Source organism: Diaphorobacter sp. HDW4A (assembly GCF_011305995.1).
Classification (GTDB): domain Bacteria; phylum Pseudomonadota; class Gammaproteobacteria; order Burkholderiales; family Burkholderiaceae_C; genus Diaphorobacter_A.
The window spans coordinates 4,461,405-4,485,920 of record NZ_CP049910.1; the positions used below are offsets into that span (position 1 = coordinate 4,461,405).

Consider the following 24,516-nt stretch of genomic DNA (forward strand, 5'->3'; position numbering starts at 1 on the left):
ATCAGACCTTCTCCACGATCTTCTGGCCCAAGAGACCCTGCGGCCGCACGACGAGCACCAGGATGATGAGCACGAAGATGCTGATCTCACGCAGCTCGGCCTGCCACAGCCCGACCAAAGCCTCGATCAAACCAAGAATGAAGCCACCCAACATGCAACCGCGCGGACTGGTAAGCCCGCCGAGAATCGCCGAGGAAAACGCCTTGAGCGCGAGTGACATGCCCATGAAAACCGAGGCCGTGGTGATCGGCGCGATCAACAGTCCGGCAAGGCCCGCCAAGCTGGAGCTGATGACGAAGGCCAGCACCACGATGGCTGTCACGTTGATGCCCATGAGCGTGGCCGCGCTGCCGCTTTGCGCGACGGCGCGCACTGCCTTGCCGATCTTGGTGCGCCGCATGATGAAGTCGAGACCCAGCAGCACGATCACGCTCGCCACCAGCACCAGCACCTCCTGAGGCAGCACGCCCGCGCCGCCGATGCGGATCACCTCGCTGCCGAGCGGCGACGGCATCACCATCGGCGAAGGCCCCCAGATCGCTAGCGCCGTGTTCTGGATGATGATGCCGAAGCCGATGGTGCTCATCACCCACGCCATGCCGCCGCGCCCCACGAAGGGCCGCACCGCCGTGTAGTAAAGAATCACGCCGAGCACACCCAGCACCGCCATCGTGCCGACAAGGCTGAGCAGATAACGCCCCAAAGTGACATCGGCAGGCAGCAAGGAATCGGTGATGTTCTTGCCCGCCAGCAGCAACAGCACGGACACCGCCACGAACGCCCCCGCCACGAGAAACTCGCCCTGACCGAAGTTCAGCGTCTTCGTCGTGTTGAACGTGATGTTGAAGCCCACGGCTACCAGCGCATAGATGCTGCCCAGCGCCAGTCCGCTGAAGACGGCCTGCAGAATCGAATCAAACATATTCGCCTCACGCCCAACCAAGAACAAACGGAATGTGATCCCGGTATTCAAACAGCAGCGCCAGCAGCAAGCGCCCCGCTCGAACCCACCACCCCAATGACGAGACAGGCCCTCAAGCTAGGCGTGAAGCCGCCGACAGTACTCGCGTACGGCAAGGCTTCCACAACAACGCATGAGGGCCTGTATCGTCATCTCTAAACGACCAACGAAAAACCCCAATCAAAGAAGATCACTTCTTGAGATCGGCAGGAGTGAGGGACTTGTAGATGGGGTCTTCGAAACGTACTACCTCGCTGCCCTTCCAGCGCGCAAGGTAGAAATCGCTCACGCTCAAGCCTTCATGATTCGTCTTGGTGAAAGGCTTGTCATAGGTCTTGATCACGCCATCGGTCTTGTTGAGGCTTTCCAGCGCCGCAGCAACCTTCTCGCCATCCGTGCTGTTGGCCTGCTTCATCGCAGCGGCCAGCAGCATGACCGAGTCATACGCCTGAGCCGAGCACGGGAAGGTGGTGAGCGTCGGGAAGTTCACGCGCACGCGCTGGCCCAGCGCCTTGGTCTTGGCGGAGGTGTCTTCCGTCGTCGACGCGGCCATGATCAGGTGCTCGGCGAGCTTGGCGCCTGCCATCTTGGGCAGCAGCGAACTCAGATTGCCCCAAGTGCCGAGCGTGATCGGCATGTAGTTGATTTTCTCCATGCTGCGCAGCACCTGTGCCGCGCCATCGGCAATGCCGTAGATGATCACGGTGTCCGCGCCCGCAGCCTTGATCTTGTTGAGCTGCGAGGTCATGTCCGTGTCCTTGGGACCGTACTTTTCGACCGCCACCGGCTTGACGCCGTGCAACGCAAGAATCTCCGTCGCATCCTTGATGCCGCCCTGCCCGTAGCCGGTCGAGTCCGCGAGAATCGCGATTTTCTTTTCCTTGGAGGCCTTCACCGCATAGGCGCCGAGCAGCGAGACCTGCTCACGGTCCACCATCGAGATGCGATACAGAAAATTCTGTGGCTCCTTGGCGTAGCGTGTGGTGATCTCGGTGGCCGTGCCGATGGGCACCACCACGGGAATCTTCTTTTGCTGCGGAATGTGCAGCCATGCCAGCGCATTGCCCGAGTTCGCGGGACCGACAATGCCGCTGACCTTCTCGCTGTCGATCAACTCCTGCACGGTCTGGATCGCCTTGGGCGGTGTGCCCTGATCGTCGCGGACCACGCCGACCACCTTGCGGCCGAGAATACCGCCCGCCTTGTTGATGTCTTCGATGGCGGCCTCGAAACCCCAGCGCCCAGCGATGCCGAGCTCCGCTACGCCGCTCGCGGACTGATCGGCCGTGTAGCCGATCTTGATGTCCTGCGCCTGCACGACTCCGGTCATGCTCCACGCTCCCAACGCACCCACTACCAACTGAACCATCGCCTTCTTCATTCTCGCGTCTCCTCAAATGATCTTCAAAGCTGAACAGTGACAGGGAAGACATCGGGCCAACAGCGCGATGCGACCGTGAAGTAAGTCAATGTACCGGCGAAGAAAACGGAGCGCATCCCGGGTTTAACCCGAAGCACGATGCAATGGCAAGCGCGCCTGTCATAGACGCTTTGCAGAGAAGCCGATCAGGCGTAAGCCAACCCTGTTGCGACACCGCCGAAGAGGTCACCCTCGACCTGCGGCACCTCGGGAAAAGCCACGCGCAAGGCACCGCGCAGCGCAGTGAGCGCGGAAGAACCACCGGTCAGATAGATCGCACCGGGCACGCTGACTCCGGCGCGCTGAACGCAGTCCTGCGCGCATTGCACCACCTGCTGCAGCAAGGCGCCGAGGCGCGACTGCAGATCGTCCGGCGTGATCTGTGCATCCAGACCTCGCTCCAGCCAGTCGAGCTGAATGGGCGCAGCGCCATGGGTGCTCGAAGCGACGATCTTGGCCTGCTCCACGGCGTTAGCCAGGCGGTGGCCTTCGCGCTCCTCGATCACGCGCAGAAGGCGCTGGTGCATGCGCGGATCCGTGTAGTCGCCGCGCAATCCACGCACGGAAGCGAGCGATTTCTGCGTATAGAGCCACTGGATCAGGTGCCAGGTGGACAGATCGAAGAACACGCTGCTTGGCACCTCGCGGCCACTCGAGCCGATATGGCGATATCCGAGCAGCGGCATGACCTGCTCGACGTTGAGTCGATGGTCAAAGTCCGTGCCGCCGATGTGCACGCCGCCGGTCGCGAGAATGTCGCTCGTGCGATCCGCCTTGCCCGCATGCTCAGGACCGAGGCGCACGACGGTGAAGTCGGACGTACCACCGCCGATGTCGACCACCAGTGCAATGGTTTCACTGGTCAGGCGTCGTTCGTAATCCAGCGCTGCGGCAATCGGCTCGAGTTGGAAGCTGACTTCGCCGAGACCCGCGTCCTTCGCCGCCTGAGCCAGCGCGTTCTGGGCATCACGATCCCTCTCCGGATGCTCATCCACGAAATGCACCGGGCGGCCAAGCACCACGCGCTCGGGCAGCTTGCCGTCGAGCGATGCACGCGTTTGCTGTGATACATGACGCAGGAACAGCGAGATGATGTCCTGATAGCTCACCAGCTTGTCGTGCACGGCCGTCTTTTCCTGCAGCAGCGCGCTGCCGAGAAGGCTTTTGAGCGAGCGCATCAGGCGGCCGGGCTCGCCCTCGAGATACTGCTTCATCGCGTCACGCCCGTAATGCGTGCGGTGCTCCTCGGTATTGAAGAACAGCGCCGTGGGCATGCCTGTGGCCGCGCCTTCGAGCGGCAGCAGGCGCGATTGCCCACCTGGCGGACAAAAGGCGGCGGCAGAGTTGGAGGTTCCGAAGTCGATGCCCAGCGTGCCGGGAATGGTGTGCGAGTGATCAGCCATCATGCTTGTGAAGCTTGGATGCGGGCGAGACCTTCGGAGCGGGCCAACTGGCGGGCTCATCCGAACGGGCGCCCATCCGGTGACTCGGCAGCACTCACCATCGAATGCCGACCAGTCACACAGGAATGATTTGGACAAAAAGAAAAAGCCCGCTTTATTCAAAGCGGGCTTTTCAATTTGGTTGCGCGAGAAGGATTTGAACCTCCGACCTTTGGGTTATGAGCCCAACGAGCTACCAGACTGCTCCATCGCGCGGTATCTGTTTATTATATACCAGATCTACAGTAATTTTTTGAATTACGCAGCGGATTCAGTATTTTCTGCGGCGGCTTCAGGAGCACGGTCCACGAGCTCAACGTAAGCCATAGGTGCGTTGTCGCCCACACGGTAACCCATCTTCAGGATACGTGTGTAGCCGCCTGGACGTGCGTTGAAACGCGGGCCCAGATCGTTGAACAGCTTGGTCACGCTGTCGCGATCACGCAGGCGGTCGAATGCCAGACGACGGTTGGCAACAGTGTCCACCTTGGCCAAAGTGATCATGGGTTCGATCACGCGGCGCAGTTCCTTGGCCTTGGGAACGGTAGTCTTGATGGCCTCGTGCTCGATGAGCGAGTTCATCATGTTCTTCAGCATCGCGAGGCGGTGCGAGCTGGTGCGATTCAGTTTGCGAAGGCCGAGACCGTGGCGCATGGGAAATTCCTTTTGATAAATGTTTTAGCGGCCAGCCGGATCAGGTACTGGCCGCTGCGCGGTGTGACAGGGTGCGAGGCACTCAAGTCCATGCTTTTTGCAAAGCCCACCAATCAAAAACTGGTAAGCCTGCGATTATAGCGTCTTGAATCAACGCTTGTCGAGGCCGGCCGGTGGCCAGTTCTCGAGCTTCATGCCGAGCGTGAGACCACGCGAGGCAAGAACTTCCTTGATTTCGTTGAGCGACTTACGACCCAGATTGGGGGTCTTGAGCAGCTCGTTCTCGGTGCGCTGGATCAGATCACCGATGTAGTAGATGTTTTCGGCCTTCAGGCAGTTGGCGGAACGCACGGTCAGTTCCAGCTCATCCACAGGACGCAGCAGGATTGGATCGAACGTCGCGTTATTGCGTGAACCCGATGGTGCATCGAATGCAGCCAGTTCGCCGCCTTCGAGCTGAGCGAACACAGCCAGCTGTTCTACCAGAATCTTGGCGGAGGCACGCACTGCGTCTTCAGCGGTGATGGCACCGTTGGTTTCGATTTCGACGACCAGCTTGTCCAGGTCGGTACGCTGTTCCACGCGGGCGCTTTCCACGGTGTAGCTCACGCGCTTCACTGGGGAAAACGATGCGTCCAGAACGATGCGGCCGATCGACTTGGTCGATTCGTCGGAATAGCGGCGCAGGTTGCCCGGCACATAACCGCGACCCTTCTCCACCTTGATCTGCATGTCCAGCTTGCCGCCGGCAGACAGATGGGCGATCACATGGTCCGGATTGACGATTTCCACGTCATGCGGAGTCTGGATGTCTTGTGCGGTGACAACGCCTTCGCCATCTTTGCGCAGGCTCAGGGTCACTTCGTCACGGTTGTGCAGTTTGAAAACCACGCCCTTCAGGTTCAGCAGGATGTTGACGACATCTTCCTGAACACCGTCGATGGACGAGTACTCGTGCAGCACACCAGCGATGGTCACTTCCGTTGCAGCGTAGCCAACCATGGAGGAGAGCAGTACGCGGCGGATAGCATTGCCCAGGGTGTGGCCGTAACCACGCTCAAAAGGCTCCAACTCGACCTTGGCACGATTGTGACCAAGCTGTTCTACGTTGATTGCCTTGGGCTTCAGCAAATTGGTTTGCATGCGGACTTCCTCTTAATACCCCCAGCTCGTTACACCGGTAAGGCTAGTGAAGCGCCTAAACCGCGATGCCTCGCGGTTTAGGAACAGTTTCTCGAAAACTCTTCAGCCAAGCAGAGAATTAACGCGAGTACAACTCAACGATCAGCGATTCGTTGATGTCGGCCGCGAATTCGTCACGGTCAGGAGACTTCTTGAAGATGCCTTCGACCTTGTCGACGTTCACCTCAACCCAAGCGGGCAGACCCACTTGCTGGGCCAGTTGCAGAGCTTCGACGATACGAGCCTGCTTCTTGGACTTCTCACGCACGGCAACCACATCACCAGCCTTCACCAGGTAGGAAGCGATGTTCACGGATTGACCGTTCACGGTGATGGCCTTGTGCGACACCAGCTGACGTGCTTCAGCACGTGTGGAGCCGAAGCCCATACGGTACACGACATTGTCCAGACGCGATTCGAGCACGGACAGCAGGTTGGCACCAGTGTTGCCCTTCTTGCCATCAGCCATTTCGAAGTAGCGACGGAACTGCTTCTCCAACACGCCGTACATGCGCTTTACTTTTTGCTTTTCGCGCAGTTGCAGACCGTAGTCGGAGGTACGTGCACCCGAAGTGCGGCCATGTTGGCCAGGCTTCGAGTCGAACTTGCACTTGTCCGCGATCGAGCGACGTGCGCTCTTCAGGAACAGGTCGGTGCCTTCACGGCGGGAGAGTTTGGCCTTGGGGCCGAGGTAACGTGCCACTTGAGCTTCCTTGTTTTCATCTGCCGCGTTGTTTGACCAACGCGGGAGCCACCATCGCTGAAAGCGTTGGTGGCGGTGGGCTTATGAATCGATTAGATACGACGACGCTTTTGAGGGCGGCAGCCGTTGTGGGGAACCGGCGTCACGTCGGAGATCGAAGTGATGCGGATACCCAGTGCGCCCAGAGCGCGCACCGACGACTCGCGACCTGGACCTGGGCCCTTGATCTCGACGTCGAGGTTCTTGATCCCCTGTTCAATGGCAGCGCGGCCAGCCACTTCGGATGCTACCTGAGCAGCAAACGGAGTCGACTTGCGCGAACCCTTGAAACCCTGACCGCCGGACGAAGCCCAAGAAAGGGCGTTGCCTTGGCGATCAGTGATGGTGATGATCGTGTTGTTGAACGATGCGTGCACGTGAGCGATGCCGTCAGAAACGTTCTTGCGAACCTTCTTGCGAACACGCTGAGCAGCATTGTTTGCGGGTGATTTAGCCATAGTGCTCTACCTATTTACTTCTTGAGTGCCGCTGCGCCCTTGCGCGGACCCTTGCGAGTACGAGCATTGGTACGCGTACGCTGACCACGCATAGGCAGGCCTCGGCGATGGCGGAAGCCGCGATAGCAACCAATGTCCATCAAGCGCTTGATGTTCATGGTGGTTTCACGGCGCAGGTCACCTTCAATGGTGAACTGAGCGATTTCGTCGCGGATCTTTTCGAGATCTGCGTCGGTGAAGTCTTTGACCTTCTTGGAGAAGGCGATTCCGCATGCTTCGCAGATCTTGCGAGCGCGTGTGCGACCGATGCCGAAAATAGCCGTCAGGCCGATTTCAGCATGCTGATGCGGAGGAATATTGATACCAGCGATACGTGCCATTTGCGTCCTCTAATGTCTCAATCAGCCTTGGCGCTGCTTGTGGCGTGCATCTGTACAGATGACACGCACAACGCCCTTGCGGCGGATGATTTTGCAGTTGCGGCAAATCTTCTTGACCGAAGCCGAAACTCTCATTGCATTCTCCTAAATTTCCAATTCGTCCCGGCTGCCTGCAGCGGAACACAAAGTTTCATCGAAAGTTTTGTGCCCGCGATAGCTCGAAGGGCATCAATTACCGTTGCATTCAGGCGAACCGCGCATTTTAGCGCAATCGCCCAAATCTTGCTTGCTACACACTCAGAGCGTTGTTTTAAAGTTTGCCTTTTTCAACAACGACTCATACTGCTGCGACATCATGTAGTTCTGAACCTGGGCCATGAAGTCCATGGTGACCACCACAATGATCATGAGAGACGTACCACCAAAATAGAATGGCACGTTGTACTTCAGGATCAGGAACTCTGGCAGCAGGCACACAAAAGTGATGTACACCGCGCCAACCAGCGTCAGTCGAACCAGAATCTTGTCGATGTAGCGCGCTGTATTCTCCCCAGGACGAATGCCCGGAATGAACGCACCGCTCTTCTTCAAGTTGTCTGCAGTCTCGCGGCTGTTGAAAACCAGAGCCGTGTAGAAGAAGCAGAAGAAAATGATTGCAGCAGCGTAGAGCAATACGTAGATCGGTTGACCCGGGGTAAGCGTACCCGCGATGTCCTTCAACCAGCGCATGGACTCACCGGCACTGAACCAGTTCACCACAGTAGCAGGCAACAAGATGATGGACGAAGCGAAGATCGGGGGAATCACACCGGCCATGTTGAGCTTCAGAGGCAAATGGGAGGATTGACCGCCATATACCTTGTTGCCCACCTGACGCCTTGCGTAGTTCACCAGAATCTTGCGCTGACCGCGCTCTACGAACACAACGAAATAGGTCACCAGAGCAATGATCACGATGATCAGAATTGCTGCCAGCGGCCCCATGGCGCCAGTACGTACGAGCTCGAACATCCCACCGATCGCGCTGGGCAGACCTGCGGCGATACCGCCGAAGATCAGTATGGAGATACCATTGCCCAGACCACGCTCGGTGATCTGCTCGCCCAGCCACATGAGGAACATCGTGCCAGCGGTAAGGCTGACAACGGCCGTCATGCGGAAGCCAAACCCGGGGTTCAGCACCAGGCCTGCGGAGCTCTCCAGAGCGACAGCAATACCAAGCGACTGAAAGAGTGCCAAGCCAAGCGTTCCATAACGCGTGTACTGGGTGATCTTCCTGCGGCCGGATTCGCCTTCCTTCTTCAACTGCTCAAATGTCGGGACCACGTAGGTCATGAGCTGCATGATGATCGATGCCGAGATATACGGCATGATCCCCAGTGCGAACACCGTGAAGCGCGAAAGCGCCCCACCCGAGAACATGTTGAACAGGTTCAGAATGCCACCTTGTTGGCCACTGAACAGCTGCTGCAGCTGAGCTGGATCGATGCCCGGCACGGGGATATGCGCCCCGATGCGGTACACGACCAACGCCAGCAACAAAAACACCAGTCGACGACGCAGGTCGCCGAACTTGCCCGTTTTCGCAATTTGCGCTGCGTTAGTAGCCACGGATGCCTTTCTTTAAGCCGAATTAGGCCAGGGAACCACCGGCTGCTTCGATAGCAGCCTTGGCACCTGCAGTCGCGCCGATACCGTTCAGCTTCACAGCCTTGGTGAGTTCACCAGACTTGATCACCTTCACGACCTTCGCGAGTTGGCCGACGAGACCTGCATTCTTCAATGCAAGAACGTCCACTTCAGCCATGTCGAGTTGATTCAGCGCAGACAAAGTCACTTCAGCGTTGAACTTCAACGTTGTGGACTTGAAACCACGCTTTGGCAGACGACGCTGCAGAGGCATCTGACCGCCTTCGAAGCCTACCTTGTGGTAGCCACCCGAACGCGACTTCTGACCCTTGTGACCGCGACCAGCGGTCTTGCCAAGGCCAGAGCCGATACCACGGCCCACGCGACGCTTGGCGTGCTTTGCGCCATCTGCAGGCTTGATGCTATTGAGTTCCATCATCAATCCTTTCAGAGGACTTTGACCAGATAGCTGATCTTGTTGATCATGCCGCGCACTTCAGGTGTGTCCTTGAGTTCGCTGGTGCTGTTGAGCTTGCGAAGACCCAGGCCACGCACGGTAGCGCGGTGCGATTCCTTGGTGCCGATAGGGCTGCGCACCAATTGAACCTTAACGGTTGTTTGCGTTGTCATTGCTGGCCTCTCGATCAGGCAACAAACAGGTCTTCAACGCTCTTGCCACGCTTGGCTGCCACTTCCGAAGGGGTAGTGGAATTTGCCAGTGCGTCGAACGTTGCACGAACCATGTTGTAGGGGTTGGACGAGCCGTGGCTCTTCGCAACGATGTCAGTGATACCCATCACTTCGAACACTGCGCGCATCGGGCCGCCTGCGATGATACCGGTACCCTTGGGGGCCGGATTCAGCATCACCGAAGCAGCGCCGTGGTGACCCATCACGCTGTGGTAGACGGTACCGTTTTTCAACGAAACCTTCACCATGTTGCGACGAGCTTCTTCCATAGCCTTCTGCACAGCTGCAGGCACTTCTTTCGACTTGCCCTTGCCCATGCCAACGCGGCCATCACCGTCGCCAACCACGGTCAGTGCAGCGAAGCCGAGAATACGACCACCCTTCACAACCTTGGTGACGCGGTTCACCGCGATCATTTTTTCGCGCAGACCGTCGTCACGACCTTCGTCTTGCACCTTGGGGGAAAACTTTGCCATTTTCTATCCGCTCCGCTTAGAACTGCAGACCCGCTTCGCGGGCAGCTTCAGCCAAAGCCTTCACTCGGCCGTGGTATGCGAAACCAGCGCGATCGAAAGCTACTTTTTCAACGCCAGCGGCCTTTGCCTTTTCAGCAATGCGCTTGCCGATGGCTTGCGCAGCGGAGACGTTGCCGCCCTTGCCAGCGCCGCCCAGTTCCTTGCGAACATCGGCTTCTGCAGTGGAGGCCGAAGCCAGCACCTTGGAGCCATCGCCAGAAATCAGCGTAGCGTAGATATGGAGGTTCGTACGATTCACGGACAGACGTGCAATGCCTTGTTGGGCAATACGAATACGCGTCTGACGGGCACGACGAAGACGCTGCTCTTTCTTTGTCAACATGTTGCAGCTCCTTATTTCTTCTTGGTCTCTTTGATGACGACCTTCTCATCCGCATAACGGATGCCCTTGCCTTTGTAAGGCTCGGGAGGACGCACAGCGCGGATTTCTGCAGCCAGCTGACCAACGCGTTGACGATCTGCACCCTTGAGGATGATTTCGGTCGGTGTTGGAGTTGCCACAGTGATGCCCTGAGGCATCTCGAAGTTAACAGGGTGCGAATAGCCAACAGCCAGGTTCAACTTGGAACCGGAAGCAGCAGCCTTGAAGCCCACGCCGATCAGCGTCAACTTCTTCTCGAAACCCTTGCTCACACCCAGAACCATGTTGTTCACCAGCTGACGCATGGTGCCGCTCATGGCATTGGCTTCGCGGGACTCGTTCACGGGGACAAACGTCAGCTTGCCTTCGTTCAGAGTCACTGTCACCAGGGCGTTGGGGTTCAGGGACAGAGTGCCGCCTGCGCCCTTGACGCTGATCTGGTTGTTGTTCAATGTCACGTCCACGCCTTGCGGGACGGTAACAGGGGATTTTCCTACGCGGGACATTTCAGTTTCTCCTCAATGCCACGTTAAGCGACGTAGCAAAGCACTTCGCCACCGACACCGGTAGCACGCGCCTTGCGGTCGGTCATCACACCCTTGGGAGTGGTGACGATTGCCACACCCAGACCGTTCATCACGGTAGGGATGGAATCACGACCCTTGTACACACGCAGGCCAGGACGGCTCACGCGCTCGATACGCTCGATCACGGGGCGACCGGCGTAGTACTTCAGTGTGATTAGGAGTTCAGACTTGCCGTCTTCGGTCTTAACCTGGAAGCCGTCAATGTAACCCTCGTCCTTCAGCACCTGTGCAATGGCAATCTTCACCTTGGAAGATGGCACCGAAACGGTAGCCTTGGAAACCATTTGCGCATTGCGAATGCGGGTCAGCAAGTCAGCGATGGGATCACTCATGCTCATGTTGTATCTCTCCTGCCTGCTTACCAGCTGGCCTTGGTGACACCGGGGATGTCGCCAGCAAAAGCCAGTTCACGGATCTTGGCGCGGCCCAGACCGAATTGACGGAATGTGCCACGTGGGCGACCGGTGATTTCGCAACGGTTGCGCTGACGTGTGGGATTTGCATTGCGTGGGAGCTTCTGCAGGCCCAGACGGGCTGCTTCACGCTCCTCGTCGCTACGCTTTGCGTCGCCGGCGATTGCCTTCAGTTCTGCGTACTTGGCAGCGTACTTGGCGGCCAGTTTTTCGCGCTTGAGTTCGCGCTGGATCAGAGCTACTTTAGCCATACGCTGCCTTAGTTCTTGAACGGGAAACGGAAGCCAGCGAGAAGAGCCTTGGCTTCTTCGTCGTTCTTGGCTGTCGTGGTGATGCTGATATTGAGACCACGCAGTGCGTCGACCTTGTCGTACTCAATTTCAGGGAAGATGATCTGTTCTTTGACGCCGATGTTGTAGTTGCCACGGCCGTCGAAAGCGCGACCAGAGATACCACGGAAGTCACGAACGCGCGGCAGAGCCACGGTCACGAAACGATCCAGGAATTCATACATCTGAACGCCACGCAGAGTCACCATGCAGCCAATCGCTTGGCCTTCACGGATCTTGAAGCCAGCGATTGGCTTCTTCGACTTGGTAACAACAGGCTTCTGACCCGCAATCTTGGTCAGATCGGACACAGCGTGGTCCATCACCTTCTTGTCAGCCACGGCTTCGCTCACACCCATGTTCAGGGTGATCTTCGTGAGGCGCGGGACTTCCATGGGGGTCTTGTAGCCGAACTTTTCTGTCAGTTCAGCAACAATCTTTTCGCGGTAGTATTTTTGCAGTCGTGCCATGTTGACTCCTTAGGCTGCCTTGATTTCGGCGCCGTTGGACTTGAACACGCGAACGCGCGAACCGTCAGCTTGCACCTTGACGCCAACACGGTCAGCCTTGCCGGTGGCGGCATTGAAGATCGCTACGTTGGACTGGTGGATAGGCATGGCCTTTTCCACGATGCCGCCGGTCGTACCCTTCATGGGGTTCGGCTTGACGTGCTTCTTGACCAGGTTGATGCCTTCCACGAGCACGTGGGAATCATCCTTGCGCAGCGAAACCGTGCCACGCTTGCCCTTATCGCGCCCTGTGAGCACGATGACTTCATCGCCCTTGCGAATCTTGTTCATAACTCGTGTCCTTAGAGAACTTCGGGTGCCAGAGACACGATCTTCATGAACTTTTCAGTACGCAGTTCACGTGTCACGGGGCCGAAGATGCGGGTGCCGATCGGCTCCAGTTTGGCGTTCAGCAGCACTGCTGCATTGCCGTCAAATTTAACAAGCGAACCGTCGCCACGGCGGATGCCCTTGGCTGTGCGGACCACCACTGCGCTGTAGATATCGCCTTTTTTGACGCGACCACGCGGAGCAGCTTCCTTGACGGTGACCTTGATGATGTCGCCGACGCTTGCATAACGACGCTTGGAGCCACCCAGCACCTTGATGCAGAGGACGGACTTCGCGCCGGTGTTATCGGCGACGTCTAACCGAGATTCTGTCTGGATCATTTCAATATTCCCAACTTGCACCGGAATCACCCTCACGAATGAGAGCGAACCAATCAGTCTTGGGCCCGTCGTCAGAGCTGCAAACCATTCACAGCTCATCCGCTGGGCAGAAAAGTTTCGCATAAATTAATGCGAAGCCTTGTATTCTCGCAAAGATATCTCGACCCGTCAAGCGAGCGAGTGATCTTTGCAAGCATTGCACCCCTGAAATGTGGCCTCAGGGCTGCGGAACAGTTGCGTATTGTTGCGCGATTGCCAAAAAATCGCCGATCTGAGGGTCGATACCCAGTTCTTCACGAAGGATTTCCTCGACGCGCGGAGCCACCACGGCCGCTTGGCGCGCATCCAGAAACAGCATGCGCACCCGGCGCGCCAGCACGTCTTCCACCGTGCGGGCGTATTCGAAACGGGCGGCAAACCGCACCATCGCCTCGGTGAAGCCGGGGGCCAGCTCGCGATCCGCGCCTTGCAACGACTTCACGAAAGGCGCCTCGCTGCCGTAGGAATGAATGCCCTGCGGATCGTTCATGCCCTCGCGCATGGGTTTGGCCGTGGCACCCACCACCGGCAGGTGCACCGTGACGCCGCCGCTGCGCGTGGGTAGTAGTTTGGCATCCATGCAGTGCTGGAGCACATCTTCGGCCATGGCGCGGTAGGTGGTCCATTTGCCGCCGGTCACGGTCACGAGGCCGCTCTTGCTGACCAACACCGTGTGTTCCCGGCTGATCTTCTTGGTGTTCCCAGCGTCGTCGTCCTGGTGCTTGACCAGCGGACGCAGACCCGCCCAGATGCTGCGCACGTCGGACGCCTTGGGCGCGCGACGCAGGTAACGGGCCGATTCACCAAGAATGAAGGCGACCTCGTTCTTCATCGCCTCGGGTTCGTAGTCGAGCTGATTTTTCGGGCTGTCGGTCGTGCCCAAAATCACTTTGCCAAGCCACGGCACCGCGAAAAGCACGCGGCCGTCGGTGGTCTTGGGCACCATCAGCGCGTGATCGGAGGGAAGAAACTCGCGATCGACCACGATGTGCACGCCCTGACTCGGCGCGACCATAGGCTTGACGGGCTTGCCCTGGGCCTCGCCATCCTTCTCACGCAGCGCATCCACCCAGACGCCCGCCGCATTCACTACGCAGCGCGCCTTGATCTCGAAGCGCTCTTCGGATTCCTTGTCGTGGCAGATCAGGCCATTGACCTTGCCGTCCGCATAGGTGAGTTCGGTCACCTCACAGTAGTTGACCAGCAGCGCCCCCTTGAGCGCCGCCGTGCGGGCGAGCGCGAGCGCCAGACGGGCGTCGTCGAACTGGCCATCCCAATACTTGACGCCGCCCTTGAGCCCGTCGCCCTGCACCGTCGGCAGGCAGCGCATGGTGTCCATGCGACCCAGAAATTCAGTGGCGCCGAGGCCGGCCGAGCCAGCCAGTGCGTCGTACATCTTGAGGCCCACGCCATAAAACGGCGTTTCCCAGAGCTTGTAGGACGGCATCACAAACGCCAGTGGACGCGCCAGATGCGGAGCGTTCTTGAGCAGCGTGGTGCGCTCGTGCAGCGCCTCGCGCACCAGCGAGATATTGCCTTGGGCCAGATAGCGCACGCCACCGTGCACCAGCTTGGTGGCGCGCGACGAGGTGCCCTTGGCGAAATCGTGCGATTCGAGCAGCACGACCCTGAAGCCGCGTGCCGCCGCGTCAAGCGCCGTACCGAGACCCGTCGCCCCGCCACCGACCACCGCGAGGTCGTATTCCTGCGGCTGTCGCAAATGGGCCAGCAGCTCCGCGCGCTGGGTCATCAGGGGGGTTTGGGATTCTGTCGTCATGGCTGCCGCTTGTTAGAGATGAATGCCTATAGCAAGATGCCTATTGCATTTCAGGGTTTTCCCTAGGGATTTTATCCAACCCTGACGTCAGTTTGCGCCGGAAAACCGACCGGCCTTGCTAAAGCGGAGACGAAATCGAAAAATTCCGCCTCCGCCGCAGTCAGGCCAGCTGCGAATCAGCGCACCTTGCCGTCTTTCCAAGCCTGGAGCAGCTTGTCATAGGCGATGGTTTCGCCCTTTGGCTTCTCGTTGGCCAGCTTGGCCCACGGAGCTGCCTTGTCGGACAGCCACTTGTTCGGATCGCCCTTCTTGTTGAGCTTGGGCGCGCACTTGGCCATGCCCGCGCGCTCCAGACGCGCCATCACCTGGTCCATTTCCTCGGCCAGATTGTCCATCGCGCCTTGAGGTGTTTTTTCACCCGTCACGGCCTGTGCCACGTTCTTCCACCAGAGCTGGGCCAGCTTCGGATAGTCTGGCACGTTGGTGCCAGTCGGAGTCCAGGCCACCCGAGCCGGGCTGCGGTAGAACTCGATCAGGCCGCCGTACTTGTTGGCGTTCTTGGTGAAGAATTCACTGCGGATGTCGCTGTCACGAATAAAGGTCAGACCGGTGATGCTCTTCTTCAGACTGGTGGTCTTGGCAGTAGTGAACTGCGCGTAGAGCCATGCTGCGGCTGTCTTGTCGGCGTTATGGCCCTTGAAGAAAGTCCAGCTACCCACATCCTGATAGCCGTTCTGCATGCCCTGCTTCCAGTACGGACCATTCGGACCTGGCGCCATGCGCCACTTGGGCGTGCCATCGGCATTCACCACGGGCAGTCCGGCCTTGGTCATGTCAGCCGTAAAGGCTGTGTACCAGAAGATCTGCTGCGCAATGTGGCCCTGTGCTGGCACGGGGCCGGACTCACCGAAGGTCATGCCCGTGGCCTCCTTGGGCGCGTACTTCTTCATCCAGTCCACGTACTTGGTGAGCGCATAAACCGCCGCTGGTGAATTGGTCGCACCGCCGCGCGAAACCGAAGCGCCGACCGGCGTGCACTTGTCATCCGCCACGCGAATGCCCCACTCGTCCACCGGCATGCCATTGGGAATACCCTTATCTGCGGCACCCGCCATTGACAGCCAGGCATCGGTGAAGCGCCAGCCCAGCGACGGGTCCTTCTTGCCGTAATCCATGTGGCCATAGATCGGCTTGCCGTCGATCTGCTTGACGTCGTTGGTGAAGAACTCGGCGATGTCCTCGTAGGCGCTCCAGTTCTGTGGCACGCCGAGGTCATAGCCGTACTTGGCCTTGAATTTGTCCTGCAGGTCCTTGCGAGCAAACAGGTCGGCACGGAACCAGTACAGGTTCGCGAATTGCTGGTCAGGCAGTTGATACAACTGCCCGTCAGGCGCCGTAGTGAAGCTGGTACCGATGTAATCCTTGAGATCGATCCCCGGATTCGTCCACTCCTTGCCCGCACCCGCCATGTACTCGGTCAGACTCATGATCTTGCCATAGCGGTAGTGCGTACCAATCAGGTCGGAATCACTGATCCAGCCGTCATATATCGACTTGCCCGACTGCATCGACGTCTGCAGTTTCTCGACCACGTCGCCTTCCTGAATCAGGTCGTGCTTGACCTTGATACCGGTGATTTCCTCGAACGCTTTGGCCAGCGTCTTGCTCTCATACTCATGCGTGGTCAGGGTTTCAGAGACCACCGAAATCTCTTTCACCCCTTTGGCCTGCAGCTTCTTGGCCGCATCGATGAACCACTTCATCTCGGCCATCTGCTGGTCCTTGTTCAGCGTCGAGGGCTGAAACTCGCTGTCAATCCACTTCTTGGCTTCCGCCTCGCCAGCCCAGCCTGCCTGCCCCAAAGTCAGGGCTGCTACGGCGAAGGCAATCGCCTTGAACTGCACCTTCATTGCATGTCTCCTCAAAAGGGACTCCCCGTTTTTTCTCGGGATCCGGGCCTCGGGGGAGGAGCGGGCTGGATCCTTGCCTGCAAAAACCAGAATGAAAAAATCAAAGAAAGAAACCGGTGCGCGCGGCTCAGCCCTTGCGCATAATGAACGCCAGCACCAGCATCGAGATCACGAGGCTGATCCACACTGTGGGCTCGCTCTCGAGCGAGAACCACTGCGTCATCTTTTCGCCGAGACCCACCCAGATCAGGTTGATGTAGGCCGCCGTCAGCAGACCGATGAAGAGCCGGTCACCTCGCGTGGTTTCAATCGGCAAAAAGCCCTTGCGCAGCGTCGTGGGCGATTGGATCTCCCACACCGTCATGCCAACCAGCATCAGCGCGATGCACACAAAGAAGACCGCCACAGGCGTGGTCCATGCCATCCATTCCCACATGTGATCTCTCCTTGAATCAGACGCGGCCCATCGCGAAACCCTTCGCGATGTAGTGCCGCACAAACCAGATCACCACCGCTCCGGGCACGATGGTCAGCACGCCCGCTGCTGCCAGCGTCGCCCAGTCCATGCCCGACGCAGAAACCGTGCGCGTCATCGTCGCGACGATGGGCTTGGCGTTCACGCTGGTGAGCGTGCGCGCCAGCAGCAGTTCAACCCAGCTGAACATGAAGCAGAAGAACGCCGCCACGCCGATGCCTGCCTTGATGAGCGGAAGAAAGATCGTGAGGAAAAAGCGCGGGAACGAGTAGCCGTCGATGTAGGCCGTCTCGTCGATCTCGCGCGGAATGCCACTCATGAAGCCTTCGAGAATCCACACCGCGAGCGGCACGTTGAACAGCAGATGCGCGAGCGCCACGGCGATGTGCGTATCCATCAGCCCCACCGTCGTGTAGAGCTGAAAGAACGGCAGCAGAAACACCGCGGGCGGCGTCATCCGGTTGGTCAGCAGCCAGAAGAACACGTGCTTGTCGCCGAGGAACTGGTAGCGCGAGAACGCATAGGCCGCAGGCAGCGCCACGGCGAGCGAGATCACCGTGTTGATCGCCACGTAGATCAGGCTGTTGATGTAGCCCGAGTACCAGGACTCGTCGGTGAAGATGGTCTTGTAGTTGTCCCAGGTGAAATGCTGGGGCCAGAGGGAAAAGCTCGAGAGGATTTCCTCGTTGGTCTTGAAGCTCATGTTCACCATCCAGTAGATCGGCAGGATGGCGAAGACGAGATAGAGAATCAGGAACAGCGTGCGTTTCTGAAAGCGCTTTTCATTCATGGCCCGCCCCTTCAGAGCTGCTCGTGCCCACACGCTGCATCCAGTTGTAGAGGATGAAGCACAGCAGCAGGATGATGAAGAAATAGATCAGCGAGAACGCCGCCGCCGGGCCCAAATCGAACTGGCCCACGGCCTTCTGCGTGAGGTACTGGCTCAGGAACGTGGTCGCGTTCCCGGGCCCGCCACCGGTCAGCACGAAGGGCTCCGTGTAGATCATGAAGCTGTCCATGAAGCGCAGCAGCACCGCGATCATCAGCACGCCGCGCATCTTCGGCAGCTGGATATAGCGGAACACCGCCAACTTGCTCGCGCCGTCGATGCGCGCGGCCTGGTAATACGCGTCGGGAATCGAGCGCAGCCCCGCAAAGCACAGCAAGGCGACCAGCGGCGTCCAGTGCCACACGTCCATCGCCAGCACCGTAAGCCACGCATCGGTTGCGTTGCCGGTATAGCTGTAGTCGAGGCCGAGCTTCTCGAGCGTTTTGCCGAGCAGGCCGATGTCGGCGCGGCCGTAGATCTGCCAGATCGTGCCGACCACGTTCCACGGAATCAGCAGCGACAGCGCGACGATCACCAGCACGGCCGACGATTTCCAGCCCTGTGCCGGCATGGCGAGCGCCAGCATGATGCCGAGCGGAATCTCCACGCACAGCACGGCGAGCGAGAAGCCGAGCTGGCGCAGTAGCGCGCTGTGCAGTTCCTCGTCGCGCATCACCTGCGCGAACCATTCGGTGCCGACGAACACGCGGCGCTCGGGCGAAATGATGTCCTGCACCGAGTAGTTCACCACGGTCATCAGCGGCAGGATCGCCGAGAACGCCACGCAGATGATCACCGGCAGGATCAGGAACCAGGCTTTCTGGTTCACCGGTTTGGTGTTGATGCTTTCCGGCGCGCTCATGGCATCAGCTCCTCGTTGGTGTTGTAGAAGCAGGTGTGCTCGCTCACCACGCGCAGCCAGACCAGTTCGCCTTCCTTGGGCAACACCTGCTCGGGCGTGCAGCGGGCCTTGACGATCTGGCCGTTGATGGTGGCCGTCAGCATCTGGTGGGTGCCCACGTCCTGCACTCGCACCACCACGCCGGGCAGCACGCCGACATGGCCCTCGTCCTCAATCGCCAGATACTCGGGCCGCACGCCCACGCGCAGGTCGCCGTCCGGCAGCGCGCGCGGCGCGGGCACGCGGTGACCAGCCACGTGGATCTCGCCGCCGCTGGCTTTCGCCTGCAGAAAATTCATACCCGGCGAGCCGATGAAATGGCCGACGAAGGCATGCTGTGGCCGCTCGAACAGCTCGCCCGGCGTGCCCACCTGCACGGCACGGCCGCGCGTCATCACCACCACGTGATCGGCGAACGTGAGCGCCTCCACCTGATCGTGCGTCACATAGACCAGCGTGAGCTTGAGCTCGTGATGGATCTGCTTGAGCTTGCGCCGCAGTTGCCACTTGAGGTGCGGATCAATCACCGTGAGCGGCTCGTCGAACAGCACTGCCGCCACGTCCTCGCGCACCAGCCCACGGCCGAGCGAAATCTTCTGCTTCTGATCCGCCGACAGCCCCGCCGCACGCTGGTTGAGCTGACCGCTCATCTCCAGCATTTCCGCGATCTGGCCGACGCGCTCGCGGATGCGCTGCTCTGGCACCTTGCGGTTGCGCAGCGGAAACGCGAGGTTGTCGGCCACGGTCATCGTGTCATAGATCACGGGGAACTGGAACACCTGCGCGATGTTGCGCTCCTGAGGACTGGCGCGCGTCACGTCGCGGCCGTCAAACAGCACCTTGCCTTGCGACGGCACGAGCAGGCCCGACATGATGTTCAACATCGTCGTCTTGCCGCAGCCCGACGGGCCGAGCAACGCGTACGCGCCGCCGTCCTCGAACGTCATGTCGAGCGGCAGCAGCGCGTAGTCGCTGTCCTTTTGCGGATTGGGTTTGTATGCGTGCGCGAGTTTGAGTTCGATGCGTGCCATCTCAGCGTCCTCCCGCGTATGCATGGGCGCGGTCCGGGGCCCGCAGCAGCGCCTCGTCCGCACCAAACAGATAGACCTGCGCCGGATCGAGGTGCAGCGTCACCGTCTCGCCGAGCGCGACATAGTGCACGCCGGTGATCTGCGCGACCAGTTCGCCCCAAGCGGACTTCACGTGCACAAAAGTGTCCGAACCAGAAATCTCAGCCAGCTCGACCACGCCCTGCACTGCCACATCACCCGGCCGCGACTGCAACCGGAGCGCACTGGCGCGAATGCCCAGCGTCAACGCGCCCGCCTGAGGCACCTGCGTGCCGATTTCCAGATAAACGTCGCCCGGCAAACGAAGCCCCGTGCCCATCGCCTGCACGGCCAACAGGTTCATCGGTGGGTCGCTGAATGCGCGCGCCACCTTGAGCGAATTGGGACGATGGAACACCTCTGCCGTCGGGCCGTACTGCAGCAGCTCACCCTCATGAAGCACGGCGGTGTAGCCGCCCAGCAGCAAGGCCTCGCCGGGCTCGGTGGTCGCATAGACAACGGTGGAATCACTGGTCGCGAACAACTGGGTGAGCTCTTCGCGCAGCTCCTCGCGCAGCTTGTAGTCGAGATTCACGAGCGGCTCGTCGAGCAACATCAGCGGCGCGTTCTTGGCCAGCGCCCGGGCCAACGCCACCCGCTGCTGCTGGCCACCCGACAGTTCGGCAGGCAGACGTTCGAGGAACATGTCAATGTGCAGCCGCTCGGCCAGTTCCTTCACCCGCGCATCGATGTTCTTGTACCCCTGCAGCTTGAGCGGCGATGCGATGTTCTGCGCCACGGTCAGCGAAGGGTAGTTGATGAACTGCTGGTACACCATGGCGACATTGCGCTCGCGCACCGGCACGCCGGTCACATCCTTGCCACCGACCAGCACACGCCCACTGGTGGGCACGTCCAGCCCCGCCATGATGCGCATGAGACTGGTCTTGCCAGCCTGCGTGGCACCCAGCAGCACGGTGACGGCACCGCTTTGCAGCGTCAGGTTCATCTCCCGCAGCCACAGCTGCGGGCCCACCTTCTTGCTGATTCTCTCCAGAACCAACTCCATTTCGACCTTTCCATTCCGCGCCATCCTGGCGATTGAAGAACAAAGAAAGACGGAACGCTGCACGGCAGGTCAAGGATCAACTTGCCGGTTCGCCATTTTCGATTTCGGTCATTTTTGTTCTTTTTGGCGCGTTTCAAATTCGGGGTTACCCTTGTCACTTTCCTTTTGCTTCGTTTTACAGTCTTCCTATGTGCTCTGCCCGCGCCGGTCCGATTCGGGCATGACACAGACAGGAGACAGAGACCCGCGTGAACACCAATCCTCGTCAACTGCTGCTGCTGGAAGAAGTCCGGCAGCACAAGAATGTCACCATCGAACAGCTCGCCGAACGGCTCGGTGTGACGCTGCAAACGGTGCGCCGCGATGTGCAGCGCCTCGCCGAACAAGGCCATCTGATGCGCTTTCACGGCGGCGTGCGACTGCCTTCATCGACCACCGAAAACATCGGCTACGTGCAGCGCCAACTGCTCAACGAAGAAGCCAAGTGCGCCATCGCGCGCGAGGTCGCCCGGGCGATCCCCAACGGCTGCTCGCTGATCCTCAACATCGGCACCACGACCGAGGCCATCGCGCGCGAGCTGATGCAGCACCGTGGCCTGCGCGTGATCACCAACAACCTGAACGTCGCCGCGATCCTCGCCGACAACCCCGAATGCGAAGTCATCGTCGCGGGCGGCGTAGTGCGCTCACGCGACCATGGCATCGTCGGCGAAACGGCGGTGGATTTCATCCGCCAATTCAAGGTAGACATCGGTGTGATCGGCATTTCCAGCGTCGAGCAGGACGGCACGCTGCGCGACTTCGATCTGCGCGAGGTGAAGGTCGCCCAATCCATCATCGCGCAGTCGCGCGAGGTGTGGCTGGCGGCCGATTCCAGCAAGTTTGACCGCCCCGCGATGATCGAGCTGGCGCGTCTGGACCAGATCGACGTGCTCTACACCGACGCCGAGCCATCCGCACCTTATGCTGCACTGCTCGAAGAAGCCGGCGTCCAATGCGTGATCGCATCCTGACGCCTCCCGAACCAGACATCCGCATATCACGCACACCATGACCTCGTACCTCCTCGCACTCGACCAAGGCACCTCCAGCTCGCGCAGCATCGTGTTCGACCGCAAGGGCCAGATCGTGGCCCTCGCACAGCGCGAACTGCCACAGATCTACCCGCGCCCCGGCTGGGTCGAACACAGCCCCACGGAAATCTGGAACACCCAGCTAGCGACGGCCCGTGAGGCACTGACAAAGGCGGGCATCACCGCCCGTGACATCCGCTCCATCGGTATCACCAACCAGCGCGAAACTACCGTGCTGTGGAGCCGCAAGACCGGCGCGCCGATCCACAACGCCATCGTCTGGCAGGACCGCCGCGCTGAACCCATCTGCGCCCAATTACGCGAGCAAGGCATGGCCGAGACCATCCAGGCCAAGACCGGCCTGCTGATCGACGCCTATTTTTCAGGCACCAAGCTGCAATGGCTGCTCGACAACGTGCCCAGCGCGCGTGAGCAGGCCGAGCGCGGCGAGCTCGCGTTCGGCACTGTTGACGCGTGGCTGATCTGGCAGCTCACCGCAGGCCAGCGCCATGTGACGGACGTGAGCAACGCCTCGCGCACCATGCTGTTCAATGTGCACACCAACGAGTGGGACGACGAGCTGCTCGCGCGCCTGTCCATCCCCCGCTCGTTGATGCCCGAGGTGCTGCCTTCAAGCGCCGATTTCGGCGTGACGACCGATGCGCTGTTCGGCAGCAGCGTCAACATCGGCGGCGTCGCGGGCGATCAGCAGAGCGCGCTGTTCGGCCAGGCATGCTTTTCCGCCGGCATGGCCAAGAACACCTACGGCACGGGCTGCTTCATGCTCATGCACACGGGCCACACCTTCCAGACATCGCAGAACGGTCTGCTCACCACGAGCGCCGCGCAGACCCACACGCGCCCCGAGTTCGCCATGGAAGGCAGCGTGTTCGTCGGCGGTGCAGTCGTGCAGTGGTTGCGCGACGGCCTGCGCGCCATCGAGAACAGCGGCGAGGTGCAGTCACTCGCCGAAAGCGTGCCGGACAGCGGCGGCGTGATGCTGGTGCCCGCGTTCACCGGCCTCGGTGCGCCTTACTGGAAGCCCGACGCGCGCGGCACGATCACCGGCCTCACTCGCGGTACGACGCTTGCCCACATCGCGCGCGCTGCGCTGGAATCCATCGCCTACCAGAGCGCCGCTCTGCTGCTTGCCATGAGCCGCGATGCCGTCGCGGCGGGCGGTGCGCCCGTCACCGAGCTGCGCGTGGACGGCGGCGCGAGCGTGAACAATCTGCTGATGCAATTTCAGGCCGACCTGCTCGGCATTCCGGTGGTGCGCCCGGCCTGCGTGGAGACCACCGCGCTCGGCGCGGCCTATCTCGCAGGCCTGTCTTCGGGCATGTACCAAAACACGCAGGAGCTCTCGGCCCTGTGGAAGGCCGAACGTCGCTTCATGCCGACCATGCAGCGCGACCGCGCGGCCGAGCTGATGCAGCAATGGGAACACGCGGTGCGCCAGACCACGGCGGAATAAGCGCAACGCCCCGCCAAAAAAAAAGATGGAGCCGCGAGGCCCCATCTCTTTTTGTTTGTGAATCGCGGCAAGCCGCCGCGATGACTGACTACTTACTCGTTGGAGTCGGCCAGAAACGCTTTGTAGATGATGGCACCGATGATCGCGCCGACGATGGGCATCACCCAGAAGAACCACAGCTGCGACATCGCGATGGATGGGCCGAACAGGGCCACGCCGGTGCTGCGCGCAGGGTTCACCGAGGTGTTGGTGACGGGGATCGAGATCAGGTGGATCAGCGTCAGGCACAGACCGATCGCCACGCCGGCAAAGCCACCAGCCGCACGCTTGGCCGTGGCGCCCAGAATCACGATCACGAAGATCGCGGTCAGCACCACTTCGGCCACGAGAGCCGCCACCATCGAATAACCGCCGGGCGAATGCTCGCCGAAGCCATTGGTCGCAAAGCCGCCGATGTCAGCGCCCGGCTTGCCGGTGGCAATCACATACAGCACGGCACCCGCCGCAATCGCGCCCAGCACCTGGGCGATGATGTAGCCCGGCAGTTCGGATGCCTTAAAGCGACCGCCGACCATCAGGCCCACGGACACGGCCGGGTTGAAGTGCCCGCCCGAGATCGGGCCGAGCGCGTAGGCACCCGTCAGCACCGTCAGACCGAATGCGAACGACACGCCCAGCAGGCCGATGCCCACATTGGGAAACGCCGCAGCCAGCACAGCGCTGCCGCAACCGCCGAAAGTCAGCCAGAAAGTGCCGATAAATTCAGCAGCCCATTTTTTGACGTTGGATGCCATATCCATTCCTTTTGAATCAAATAACTTCTCACTCTTGCACTGCCGCGCTCAAACTACATCGCCCATTTGGACGAGCACTTCGGGCAAAGGCAATCCCGGCAAAATGCTACTCAGTCCTTGTGACGCATACAGACAAAGAATGTGAACAATTCACCCTATTTC

General features: G+C 59.9%; 30 protein-coding genes and 1 tRNA gene. 2 read left to right on the plus strand and 29 right to left on the minus strand.

Going from position 1 to position 24,516, the window contains the following annotated elements:
- Nucleotide 1 precedes the first annotated feature (1 nt).
- From G7047_RS20435 to G7047_RS20570, 28 genes are all read right to left on the minus strand, one after another.
- A complete protein-coding gene (locus G7047_RS20435; RefSeq protein WP_166309559.1) occupies nt 2–922 on the minus strand; it encodes a branched-chain amino acid ABC transporter permease in 921 nt (306 codons plus the stop codon).
- 229 nt (nt 923–1,151) lie between these two features.
- Nucleotides 1,152–2,330, minus strand: coding sequence for an ABC transporter substrate-binding protein (locus G7047_RS20440; RefSeq protein WP_371813896.1), 1,179 nt, complete (start codon nt 2,328–2,330; stop codon nt 1,152–1,154).
- Nucleotides 2,331–2,527: 197 nt separating this feature from the next.
- A complete protein-coding gene (locus G7047_RS20445; RefSeq protein WP_371813812.1) occupies nt 2,528–3,787 on the minus strand; it encodes an Hsp70 family protein in 1,260 nt (419 codons plus the stop codon).
- Between the two features lie 175 nt (nt 3,788–3,962).
- Nucleotides 3,963–4,039, minus strand: a tRNA-Met gene (locus G7047_RS20450).
- Between the two features lie 42 nt (nt 4,040–4,081).
- Nucleotides 4,082–4,477 carry a 50S ribosomal protein L17 gene (gene rplQ / locus G7047_RS20455; RefSeq protein ID WP_166309563.1) on the minus strand — a complete coding sequence of 132 codons (396 nt, stop codon included), beginning with the start codon at nt 4,475–4,477 and terminating at the stop codon, nt 4,082–4,084.
- A gap of 150 nt (nt 4,478–4,627) precedes the next feature.
- Nucleotides 4,628–5,620 (minus strand): DNA-directed RNA polymerase subunit alpha, encoded by a 993-nt coding sequence (rpoA, locus tag G7047_RS20460; protein WP_166067726.1) that lies wholly within the window; start codon nt 5,618–5,620, stop codon nt 4,628–4,630.
- Between the two features lie 118 nt (nt 5,621–5,738).
- A complete protein-coding gene (rpsD, locus tag G7047_RS20465) occupies nt 5,739–6,362 on the minus strand; it encodes a 30S ribosomal protein S4 (RefSeq protein WP_166309565.1) in 624 nt (207 codons plus the stop codon).
- Between the two features lie 92 nt (nt 6,363–6,454).
- Nucleotides 6,455–6,859, minus strand: a complete 405-nt coding sequence (gene rpsK / locus G7047_RS20470; RefSeq protein WP_011793799.1) for a 30S ribosomal protein S11 — start codon at nt 6,857–6,859, stop codon at nt 6,455–6,457.
- A 14-nt stretch (nt 6,860–6,873) separates the two neighbouring features.
- Nucleotides 6,874–7,239, minus strand: a complete 366-nt coding sequence (gene rpsM / locus G7047_RS20475; protein ID WP_166309567.1) for a 30S ribosomal protein S13 — start codon at nt 7,237–7,239, stop codon at nt 6,874–6,876.
- A gap of 21 nt (nt 7,240–7,260) precedes the next feature.
- A complete protein-coding gene (rpmJ, locus tag G7047_RS20480; RefSeq protein WP_019576345.1) occupies nt 7,261–7,374 on the minus strand; it encodes a 50S ribosomal protein L36 in 114 nt (37 codons plus the stop codon).
- 162 nt (nt 7,375–7,536) lie between these two features.
- Nucleotides 7,537–8,850: a preprotein translocase subunit SecY gene (secY, locus tag G7047_RS20485; RefSeq protein ID WP_166309569.1), complete on the minus strand. Its 1,314-nt coding sequence runs from the start codon at nt 8,848–8,850 to the stop codon at nt 7,537–7,539.
- A 22-nt stretch (nt 8,851–8,872) separates the two neighbouring features.
- Nucleotides 8,873–9,304, minus strand: a complete 432-nt coding sequence (gene rplO / locus G7047_RS20490; RefSeq protein WP_166312180.1) for a 50S ribosomal protein L15 — start codon at nt 9,302–9,304, stop codon at nt 8,873–8,875.
- A gap of 11 nt (nt 9,305–9,315) precedes the next feature.
- Complete coding sequence (rpmD, locus tag G7047_RS20495; RefSeq protein ID WP_166309571.1) at nt 9,316–9,498, minus strand: 50S ribosomal protein L30; 183 nt, start codon at nt 9,496–9,498, stop codon at nt 9,316–9,318.
- A 14-nt stretch (nt 9,499–9,512) separates the two neighbouring features.
- Nucleotides 9,513–10,034, minus strand: a complete 522-nt coding sequence (gene rpsE / locus G7047_RS20500) for a 30S ribosomal protein S5 (RefSeq protein WP_166309573.1) — start codon at nt 10,032–10,034, stop codon at nt 9,513–9,515.
- Nucleotides 10,035–10,050: 16 nt separating this feature from the next.
- The gene (gene rplR / locus G7047_RS20505) at nt 10,051–10,416 is read right to left on the minus strand and encodes a 50S ribosomal protein L18 (protein WP_166309575.1); all 366 of its coding nucleotides are present in this window, start codon (nt 10,414–10,416) and stop codon (nt 10,051–10,053) included.
- A gap of 11 nt (nt 10,417–10,427) precedes the next feature.
- Nucleotides 10,428–10,961 carry a 50S ribosomal protein L6 gene (gene rplF / locus G7047_RS20510; protein ID WP_166309577.1) on the minus strand — a complete coding sequence of 178 codons (534 nt, stop codon included), beginning with the start codon at nt 10,959–10,961 and terminating at the stop codon, nt 10,428–10,430.
- A 23-nt stretch (nt 10,962–10,984) separates the two neighbouring features.
- Complete coding sequence (gene rpsH, locus G7047_RS20515; protein WP_166309579.1) at nt 10,985–11,380, minus strand: 30S ribosomal protein S8; 396 nt, start codon at nt 11,378–11,380, stop codon at nt 10,985–10,987.
- Between the two features lie 20 nt (nt 11,381–11,400).
- A complete protein-coding gene (rpsN, locus tag G7047_RS20520; protein WP_011803856.1) occupies nt 11,401–11,706 on the minus strand; it encodes a 30S ribosomal protein S14 in 306 nt (101 codons plus the stop codon).
- 8 nt (nt 11,707–11,714) lie between these two features.
- Nucleotides 11,715–12,254: a 50S ribosomal protein L5 gene (rplE, locus tag G7047_RS20525; RefSeq protein ID WP_166309581.1), complete on the minus strand. Its 540-nt coding sequence runs from the start codon at nt 12,252–12,254 to the stop codon at nt 11,715–11,717.
- Nucleotides 12,255–12,263: 9 nt separating this feature from the next.
- Nucleotides 12,264–12,584 carry a 50S ribosomal protein L24 gene (gene rplX / locus G7047_RS20530; RefSeq protein ID WP_166309583.1) on the minus strand — a complete coding sequence of 107 codons (321 nt, stop codon included), beginning with the start codon at nt 12,582–12,584 and terminating at the stop codon, nt 12,264–12,266.
- 11 nt (nt 12,585–12,595) lie between these two features.
- Nucleotides 12,596–12,964 carry a 50S ribosomal protein L14 gene (rplN, locus tag G7047_RS20535; protein WP_166309585.1) on the minus strand — a complete coding sequence of 123 codons (369 nt, stop codon included), beginning with the start codon at nt 12,962–12,964 and terminating at the stop codon, nt 12,596–12,598.
- 217 nt (nt 12,965–13,181) lie between these two features.
- Nucleotides 13,182–14,780 (minus strand): glycerol-3-phosphate dehydrogenase/oxidase, encoded by a 1,599-nt coding sequence (locus tag G7047_RS20540; protein WP_166309587.1) that lies wholly within the window; start codon nt 14,778–14,780, stop codon nt 13,182–13,184.
- Nucleotides 14,781–14,956: 176 nt separating this feature from the next.
- Nucleotides 14,957–16,690, minus strand: a complete 1,734-nt coding sequence (locus G7047_RS20545; RefSeq protein WP_166309589.1) for an ABC transporter substrate-binding protein — start codon at nt 16,688–16,690, stop codon at nt 14,957–14,959.
- A 127-nt stretch (nt 16,691–16,817) separates the two neighbouring features.
- Nucleotides 16,818–17,126 carry a DUF2160 domain-containing protein gene (locus tag G7047_RS20550; RefSeq protein ID WP_166309590.1) on the minus strand — a complete coding sequence of 103 codons (309 nt, stop codon included), beginning with the start codon at nt 17,124–17,126 and terminating at the stop codon, nt 16,818–16,820.
- A gap of 16 nt (nt 17,127–17,142) precedes the next feature.
- Nucleotides 17,143–17,955 carry a carbohydrate ABC transporter permease gene (locus G7047_RS20555; protein WP_166309592.1) on the minus strand — a complete coding sequence of 271 codons (813 nt, stop codon included), beginning with the start codon at nt 17,953–17,955 and terminating at the stop codon, nt 17,143–17,145.
- On the minus strand, nt 17,948–18,856 hold the full coding sequence (locus tag G7047_RS20560) for a carbohydrate ABC transporter permease (protein WP_166309594.1): 909 nt from the start codon (nt 18,854–18,856) through the stop codon (nt 17,948–17,950). The genes G7047_RS20555 and G7047_RS20560 overlap by 8 nt, the downstream gene beginning before the upstream one ends.
- Nucleotides 18,853–19,926 (minus strand): ABC transporter ATP-binding protein, encoded by a 1,074-nt coding sequence (locus G7047_RS20565; RefSeq protein ID WP_166309596.1) that lies wholly within the window; start codon nt 19,924–19,926, stop codon nt 18,853–18,855. The genes G7047_RS20560 and G7047_RS20565 overlap by 4 nt, the downstream gene beginning before the upstream one ends.
- Before the next feature lies 1 nt (nt 19,927).
- Nucleotides 19,928–21,013 (minus strand): ABC transporter ATP-binding protein, encoded by a 1,086-nt coding sequence (locus G7047_RS20570; RefSeq protein WP_166309598.1) that lies wholly within the window; start codon nt 21,011–21,013, stop codon nt 19,928–19,930.
- Nucleotides 21,014–21,261: 248 nt separating this feature from the next.
- Between G7047_RS20570 and G7047_RS20575 the strand changes: the two genes are divergently transcribed.
- Together G7047_RS20575 and glpK are read left to right on the plus strand one after the other, a co-directional pair.
- Nucleotides 21,262–22,026 carry a DeoR/GlpR family DNA-binding transcription regulator gene (locus G7047_RS20575; RefSeq protein ID WP_166309600.1) on the plus strand — a complete coding sequence of 255 codons (765 nt, stop codon included), beginning with the start codon at nt 21,262–21,264 and terminating at the stop codon, nt 22,024–22,026.
- A gap of 37 nt (nt 22,027–22,063) precedes the next feature.
- The gene (glpK, locus tag G7047_RS20580; RefSeq protein ID WP_166309602.1) at nt 22,064–23,560 is read left to right on the plus strand and encodes a glycerol kinase GlpK; all 1,497 of its coding nucleotides are present in this window, start codon (nt 22,064–22,066) and stop codon (nt 23,558–23,560) included.
- 92 nt (nt 23,561–23,652) lie between these two features.
- On the opposite strand, the gene aqpZ is transcribed toward glpK, so the two are convergent.
- Entirely contained in the window at nt 23,653–24,354 is a 702-nt protein-coding gene (aqpZ, locus tag G7047_RS20585; RefSeq protein WP_166309604.1) for an aquaporin Z, read from the minus strand.
- Nucleotides 24,355–24,516 lie beyond the last annotated feature (162 nt).